The following is a 6,566-nucleotide window of genomic DNA, read 5'->3' as shown; positions in this document are numbered from 1 at the left end:
GCAACTCAACGCGGGCAGCGCCGCGAATGACATCGGATCGCCGTTGGCCAGCACGGTGCGGCTGCCCATGAACGACTCCGCATCCTGCGACGGCCCCCGCGCATCCGATGCGGCAAAGCCTGCGCCCAGCGGAAAGTGCAGGCCCGGCGCGTGGAACGTGTGCGTGCCCGCCGTGGCGCGCAGCAAGCCGTTGATCGTGACCGGCGCGCCCCCGCCGCCCGACCCGACGTGGCCACCCAAGGCATCGCTCACCTTGCGCTGCAGCGCGTTCGCCGCTTTCAGCGCGTCCATGCCGCCTTTGACGACGTCATTGTTCATGACGGTATCGACGGCGCCCAAGCCCGACTGGACCAGATCGCTTTGCATCACATCGGCGATCTGCTGTTCGTGGGCCTGCACGAACGTGCCGACCTGCTCCTCGACGAAGCTGAACACGATGCTGCCCATGACCGCCAGCGCCGCATTCGCGTATTCGCGCAAATCCAGCACCATGCCCACGTGAGGATGCGGCAGCGGAACAGGCGCGGGCGACGGCGGGAGATTGACCCAATGCACGTCGATGCCGACCACCGGCGTCAGGTGGTTCACTGCCAGCATCGTCATCTCGCTTGCGTCCCCGTGCCTGCGTTATTGTTGTCGGCGTCGGGCGCAGTCAGGCGGGCCGAGACCTCAGCGGGCGCCAGCGGCTGGACTGCCTGTTTCCAGTCGATGCCATAGAGCGATCGCAGTGCGCCTTCCAGTTGACCGCGCTGCGCGTGCAGCCAGTCGATCCGCGCCAGCATCCACGCGACCGCAAGTTGCAGGTTGCTGTTCGCGCGCAACGCCGGATCGATGCCCATGCCGGCGTTCAGCGCGTTGAAGCCCGCTTCGAGCGCGGCCGCGCGTTCGCGCTTGCGATCCAGACACCACGCCTGCATCCGAAAAGCCTCGACGAGCATGATGGCGTCGTTCTCCGTCTGCGCATACGGCGCCGCACCGGCGTAGCAGCGCGCTGCGTCGAGATAGCGCTCGCCCATGACATGCACGCTCGCTTCGCCGAACAAGCCGTTGAGAACGAGCTTGTTGCCAGCGGGCGCTGCTACGGCGCGCGCCTGCTGCCCGGAAGCGGCCGCTTCGCGATAGGCATGCAACGCACGGTCGGTGTCGCCCCGCTTGAGATACGCCGCGCCCGCCAGCAGATGCACGGTCGCACTCTGATCGAACCATTGACGGCCGTTGCTCACCGCAAGCGCGGCGACACGCAAGCGTTCGAGGCGAGCGGCATCCCCGTGCGACACGCTTTCCGAGAGTTCGACGAACAGCCGCCTGAACTGCCCCGACGTCCCACGCTCGCCCGATTGCGCAGCGAGTTCCCGAGGAAGCGCATCCATTTGATAGCGTCCATGAATCAGGCGCACGGCGTGAGCTTGCCGTTGCGCGAGTCGGTCGAGCAACGTCGGCTCGGTTCCGTAGAGCGTCAGCCTGAGCCGCCGGGAAAGTTCGGCATTAGTGCTTTCAAGCAAGAGCAACAGGTTCTCGAGACACGCCTCGAACGCCTTGGGCTTCTTGATGCTTTCAGGAACGAGCACCAGCACCACGCCCGGAAATACCTCCGGGTGATGCCGCATCAGACTGGCAAGCATCGCGAGAAAATAAGCCGCTGCCGGCTCACGATTTCTCACTGGAGGCTGCCAGTCCGCGACGATGCCCGCCCTTGCAGACCCCTCGCGACGCGCGTCATAGAACCGGATGACCTCGTCGGTCAAAGCATTGACGTATTGATCCGCGTCTTCAAAAGGCGCGCTCAACTCCAGCACGGCATTCGACAGTTCCCGTTGCCCCTGAAAGAACGTCTTCAGCAGCTCGACGTCGGCCGGATTGGCGTGCCAATAGAGCAAAAGCGCGGCGGGGTCGTGGGCGAAGCGAAGCCAGTCTTCATGCGCGGCCATCAGCCGGCGTTCTACCGGATTGGTGGGTTTCCAGTCTTGCATGAGGACGGCATCAAGGATTGAGCTTCAGCTTGGCGCCCTGAACCGTGTGTTCGCCCGTTGCGCTACTGGTGATGGTCGAGCCGTCGAAGGTGACGGTCGAGCCGTTGATCGCATGACTGTCCGTGCCTGTCGATGTGATCTTGACGCCCGATATCGTGATGGTGCCGTCCTGCATCATCGTGATGCTGGACGCGCCGCACTGAAGCTTGATCTGCGTCGTCGACGTAAGCACCACGTTATCCGTTACGTGAACTTCCTGACCGGCCCCGACAACGAACTTCTGATGACCCGTGACGTTCACCGTGTGGCTGTTCAGGAAGTCCGAAGTCTTGGCCAGGTGAACCGTTTCGTGCTCCGCGCCGATAACCTCGGCCTCGCGATCCTTGTGAACCGTAAAGGTGTCCTTCCCCACCACAGTCGATGTGCGATCCTTGCCGACGGTATGCGTCTGCGTGCCGGTGATGTCGGTCTTCTGATCCCCGCCAATGGTCAACGTATCGTTCGCCGTCACCTCGCGCTTGCGGTTGGCCTTGAGGGTGATGGTCTCGTCCTTCGTCACGGTCTCGGTGCGGGTGCCGGTGACCGTTGTGACTTCGTTCCCTCCCACGGACTTGGTGCGATCCGCCGCAACCTTGTGCGTCTCGTTGTTCTTGACCGTCGTGTTCATGTCCTTCTGGGCCTGCACCCAGAGTTCCTCACCGCCCTGCTTGTCCTCCATGCGGATACCGTTCGCCGTCTCGACGCCCCCTTTCATCGAACGTGACAACATTCCGCTCTGCGTCGCGTTGGCCGGCAGCGGCCAGGGCGGCATCGACTCCGCGTTATAGACGCGTCCCACGACGATCGGCCTGTCCGGATCGCCGTTCTCGAAGTCGACGATCACCTCGCTGCCAATGCGCGGAATATTCACGCCGCCATAGCCGCCGCCGGCCCACGGATACGACACGCGCACCCAGCACGACGAGTTCTGGTCCTTCACGCCCGAGCGGTCCCAATGAAAGCTCAGCTTCACCCGGCCGTATTGATCCGTCCAGATTTCCTGGCCGGCCGGTCCCGTGACGATGGCGGTTTGCGGCCCGCTGGTGCGCGGCTTGGGATAGTCCTTGCGCGAGGGCCGAAACGCGACCGTAGCCGGCTGCACCACAAACGAGGCCACGAACAGATAGTGGCCCGAGTTGCTGGTCTGATCCGGTTCGGACGCGGTGATCCGCGATTCGATGACCAGATATTCCCGGTTCGCCGCTTCGTGCGGATAGCCTTCGAGCTTGAAGGTCGTGCCGCAGACGATATCGCGCACATTGCCCGAACCGGAAGCGCGTTCACCCTGCGCGCGCCACTCCTCCATGCGCATCCGCGCGAACTGTTCACCGTGTGAGGGATCGGTGTAGTCGCCTGGCCACTCGTAGCGCTCCAGACGGTTGTGATCGGTTTCCAGCGGCAGTTCGTTTTGCTTGATCAGCGTGGCGCGCGGCTTCTTGAAATCGAAGTCGTTGGTGGTGACACGCCCCGGCTGGAGACTGCCGTTGACCTCGAACTTGCTGATGTGTTCGGCGTCGGTCTTGTAACCCGGAGGAAAGTACCCCAGCGTCTGATACGCCGCACTCTGTACAGGCCGATGCGCGCCGACCTGATCCACCAGCACCATGCGATGGAAAGACTGGCTGTGCTCGAAGAACCAGTAGATGCCGTGCTCCGCCATCAACCGCTGGATGAACTCGAAATCCGTTTCGCCATACTGAACCTGGTAGTCCAGCACCGGGTAGGATTCCGACAGACGCATCTCATACGAGTACAGGTAGTTCTCGAACACCTCCTCGATGATTTCCACCACCGTCTTGCGCTGGAATATCCGGTAATCGGAGCGCTGCGCGAGCAGCACCAGCCAGGGTTGCAGCACGAGCCGGTAGAGGCTTTGACGGTCCGACTGGCCTATGTAGTCCGCATGCGTGACGAGGCCGCTGATCTCGCGCACGCCCGCGCCGATATTGCCCACGCCGCCGAACCCCATGCCCTCCAGTTCGATGGACACGGTCAGTTCCTTGCCGATCATCGCGTTCCGGTCGAGGTTCGCCGCCGCCTGACCGGGCATCACGGAATCGAGCGGCGTGGCGCACTTGATGGTGTACGCATACAGCCGGGACAGCACTTCCTCGCCCTCGATCGACCGCAAGCGCAACGCAGGTTCGCCTATGGCCGCGACGGGCAGCGCGGCCCCGCTCAGGGTAATCGTGCTGCGTTTCGAGCCGAGCACGCTCCCGGCGATGTCCGCCGCGCTGCGCTCGAGCATTCCACTATTCTGCATCCCGGCATTCGACACGATGAAACCTCGACAATCGATCTGAAGCGGAACACGCGAGATTGCGTATTCGACCGACTGCCAATGTATCCCCGCGAGCGCATGCGACTGAACGCGACGATTCTTAATTCTTCAAAGTACGCATGCAGTCAAGAACAGGCATCCGAATTAATCAATGCCAATGAGCATCATTAATCGAGATCAACCTGTTTTCAGGAGATTCAAAGCCCGACACTACTGCTGACAGAATGCAAATCAAGCGTCGTAATCCGCATTCAACATGTCGATGAACGCGCGGACTTTCGCACTCAACAGACGCCGCGAACTATAGAGCGCCCAAAGCTCCACGGGCGGCCCGGCTTCGTATCCGAGCAGTTCGAGGCGGCCCGCCGCCACATCGGCTTCGACCAGCATGCCCGGCAGCAACGCCGCGCCCGCGCCTTGCAGCACGGCCTCGCGCGCCATCAGCAAGGAAGACAGCCGCAACACCGGTTCAGGCGTGAGCGCGCGCGTGCCGCCATCCGGATCCTCGATCCGCCACACTTCGTTCGCCATGCGCGCCAGCACGACCGCAGGCAGCGTCGGCGCGTCCGCTTCCGCCTTGAAGCCGCGCGGCCCCACGAGCGCGCGCCGGTCAGTCGCGACACAACGTCCGACGAGCAATTCATCGGCGTCCGGATTGACGCGGATCACGAGGTCATAGCCATCCTGCACGGGGTCCGCCACGCGATCCTCGGCAACGATTTCCAGCTCGACCTGCGGATAGTGCCGCGCATAACGCGACGCAATGCCCGGCAACATCACGTGCGCGAACACGATCGGCGCGCTCACGCGCAAGCGTCCGCGCGGCACAGGGGCGCGCGCGGCGAGCGCTTCTCCGGCGTCATCGATCTCGGAAAGCAGGCCGCGCGTGCGTTCATGCAGCGCGCGGCCCTCTTCGGTGAGGCGCAGCGTGCGTGCGCCGCGCTCGATCAGCCGCACGCCCAAGCTCTGCTCCAGTTCGGCGACATGCCGCGACAGCGTCGCCTTGGGCCGTCCGGTCTGGCGCGCCGCAGGCCCGAAACCGCCATGCAACGCGACGGCATTGAAATCGACGAGTGCAACCACGTCCATTTTCGTTCCATCTACGAGACGATGCGTCTCGAACCGAGGTCTATCGACGCCCAATCGGAACGATTATCGTAGCAGCATCCCAACCCGATCAGTAAGGAGCTTTGAAATGACCATTCTCGTGACGGGCAGCACCGGCGTAATCGGCAATCAGGTTCTCGGCCATCTTCAAGGCAGCGGCGCGAGCGTGCGCGCCCTGACGCGCTCGCCGGAGCGCGCGCAATTCCCCGCCGGGGTGGAAGCCATCAAGGGCGAACTCGGCGACATCGGCGGGCTGCGCGACGCATTGAAGGACGTCGACACGCTGTTCCTCCTCGCGCCCAACGCGGCGGACGAACTCACGCAGGCATTGCAGGCGCTGAGCATCGCGCGCGAGTCCGGTGTGCGAGGCATCGTGTATCTGTCGGTGTTCAAGGGCGAAGCGTATGCGGACGTGCCGCATTTCACCAGCAAGCATGCAGTGGAACGCATGATCGAGCAGGCCGGCCTGCCCGCGACCGTCCTGCGCCCCGCGTACTTCATGCAGAACGACGCACGCATGAAGGAGGCGCTCCTGAAGCACGGCGTCTACGGCATGCCGATCGGCGCGAAAGGCATCTCGATGGTCGACGTGCGCGATATCGGCGAGGTCGCCGCTCGCGAACTGCTGCGGCGCGAACGCAGCGCGGAACCGCTGCCGGGCGTCACTTACGAGCTCGTCGGACCGGATGCGCTGACGGCGGACAGCATCGCAGCGATCTGGAGCGCCGCGCTGAATCGCGAGATCCACTACGGCGGCGACGATCTCGACATGCTCGAAGCGCGAATGAAAGGCGCAGGACCCGATTGGCTCGCCTACGACATCCGCCTCATGATGCAGCGTTACCAGCAGGATGGCGCCGTGGCGAACGCGCATGAAATCGAGCGTCTGTCCGGACTGCTCGGACGTGCGCCGCGTACATACCGCGATTTCGCTGCCGAATGTGCGCAGCAATGGGCAACCGAATAAAAGGAGCCTCGAATCGGGCATTCGCAAAGGGGTCAGCCATGCGCTCCGAGGATTTTGGCGAACGCCCGGTTCCGAATCTGTTTTAATAAAAACCCTCACAGAGCAAACGTTTGGTCGCTGTTTTGTGTTCCAATTGATCTGATTATCTGTTTAAACCCCGCGATTACTTTCGCGATTACCATCGCGAATCATCGATTGGATA

Annotated in this window: 4 protein-coding genes and 1 pseudogene; 1 reads left to right on the top strand and 4 read right to left on the bottom strand. The window is 63.0% G+C overall.

Going from position 1 to position 6,566, the window contains the following annotated elements; all coding sequences use genetic code 11:
• From QCE64_RS21030 to QCE64_RS21015, 4 genes and pseudogenes are all read right to left on the bottom strand, one after another.
• Positions 1-597 (bottom strand): annotated as a pseudogene (locus QCE64_RS21030) (type IV secretion protein Rhs); the annotation flags it as partial.
• 2 nt (positions 598-599) lie between these two features.
• Positions 600-1,970, bottom strand: coding sequence for a hypothetical protein (locus tag QCE64_RS21025; protein WP_310006027.1), 1,371 nt, complete (start codon positions 1,968-1,970; stop codon positions 600-602).
• Between the two features lie 10 nt (positions 1,971-1,980).
• Positions 1,981-4,257: a type VI secretion system tip protein TssI/VgrG gene (locus QCE64_RS21020; protein WP_310006025.1), complete on the bottom strand. Its 2,277-nt coding sequence runs from the start codon at positions 4,255-4,257 to the stop codon at positions 1,981-1,983.
• Between the two features lie 264 nt (positions 4,258-4,521).
• Complete coding sequence (locus QCE64_RS21015) at positions 4,522-5,379, bottom strand: LysR family transcriptional regulator (RefSeq protein ID WP_310006023.1); 858 nt, start codon at positions 5,377-5,379, stop codon at positions 4,522-4,524.
• A 106-nt stretch (positions 5,380-5,485) separates the two neighbouring features.
• On the opposite strand from QCE64_RS21015, the gene QCE64_RS21010 reads away from it, so the two are divergent.
• Positions 5,486-6,364, top strand: coding sequence for an NmrA/HSCARG family protein (locus tag QCE64_RS21010; RefSeq protein WP_309923185.1), 879 nt, complete (start codon positions 5,486-5,488; stop codon positions 6,362-6,364).
• Positions 6,365-6,566 lie beyond the last annotated feature (202 nt).

It is taken from the genome of Caballeronia sp. LZ043 (assembly GCF_031451075.1).
GTDB lineage: Bacteria > Pseudomonadota > Gammaproteobacteria > Burkholderiales > Burkholderiaceae > Caballeronia.
Note: the sequence above shows the minus strand (reverse complement) of the source record. Positions and strands in the feature narration are given on the sequence as shown.

Excerpts from the sequence above, each read along its gene's own strand:
- QCE64_RS21020 (WP_310006025.1), bottom strand. The coding sequence starts at position 4,257 with ATGCTCGAGCGCAGCGCGGCGGACATCGCCGGGAGCGTGCTCGGCTCG.
- QCE64_RS21015 (WP_310006023.1), bottom strand. The coding sequence starts at position 5,379 with ATGGACGTGGTTGCACTCGTCGATTTCAATGCCGTCGCGTTGCATGGC.
- QCE64_RS21010 (WP_309923185.1), top strand. The coding sequence starts at position 5,486 with ATGACCATTCTCGTGACGGGCAGCACCGGCGTAATCGGCAATCAGGTT.
- QCE64_RS21025 (WP_310006027.1), bottom strand. The coding sequence starts at position 1,970 with ATGCAAGACTGGAAACCCACCAATCCGGTAGAACGCCGGCTGATGGCC.